The 782-nt window shown below is 46.3% G+C and carries 2 pseudogenes; both read left to right on the top strand.

What is annotated here, in order from left to right:
* A pseudogene (locus R7Z49_RS24410) lies at positions 1 to 470 on the top strand (ABC transporter substrate-binding protein); the annotation flags it as partial.
* Between the two features lie 9 nt (positions 471 to 479).
* Positions 480 to 782, top strand: a pseudogene (locus tag R7Z49_RS24405) (thiamine ABC transporter permease); the annotation flags it as partial.

Genomic DNA, 782 nt, shown 5'->3' with positions numbered 1-782 from the left:
AACCGCTATGGGCTTACCTAGATGAGTTCCATAAAGTTGCTTGGCGTGGCGGTAAGCAATTCCCAGGAGGGACGGCTGAAACGCTTCAATTACTGGATGATGGTCAGATTGATCTTGCGATTACCTTTAACCCAAACGCGGTTTTTTCTGCGCAATCGAGTGGTAATCTTGCAGAAAGCACCAAAGCGTATGCGATGGACGCAGGTGCACTCTCAAACATTCACTTCTTAGCGATTCCTTGGAACGCAAATGCCAGTGCCGGTGCGCAAGTTGCGATAAACTTTTTATTGAGCCCTGAAGCACAATCTCGCAAAGGTAACCTTAACATCTGGGGCGATCCTTCAGTGCTAAGCAGCCAATACCTAACAGGTTCGGCTAAAAATACTCAACAATTCAAATCTATCGCTGAGCCGCATCCGAGTTGGCAATCTGCCTTAGAAAAAGAATGGTTGAAACGCTACGGGAATTAATAAGAGCCCATGTTAAGAGCGCTATATTTAATCATTATCGCTGTTTGTATTTTACCTACCATTCCGGGACTACTCGGAGTGGTGGTTTCTGCGCTCGGTTATGTACCTCCTATCGGCTTGCACCACTTTTCTTTGGATGGCTTTAACGCTGTTTTTGATTGGGAGGGTGTTTGGACATCCATCGGGCTGACTTTCTACTCTGCCATTTTCAGTAGCTACTTGGCTTGCTTGATCACATTTGCGATTTTGCAAGCATCGTGGGGCAGCAAGTTTTGGCGAAAAATTGAAGTTAGCCTCTCGCCACTTCTCGCT

Source organism: Vibrio sp. 1562 (assembly GCF_033340155.1).
GTDB classification, from domain to species: Bacteria; Pseudomonadota; Gammaproteobacteria; order Enterobacterales; family Vibrionaceae; genus Vibrio; species Vibrio alginolyticus.
This window is presented reverse-complemented; position numbering and strand designations above follow the sequence as displayed.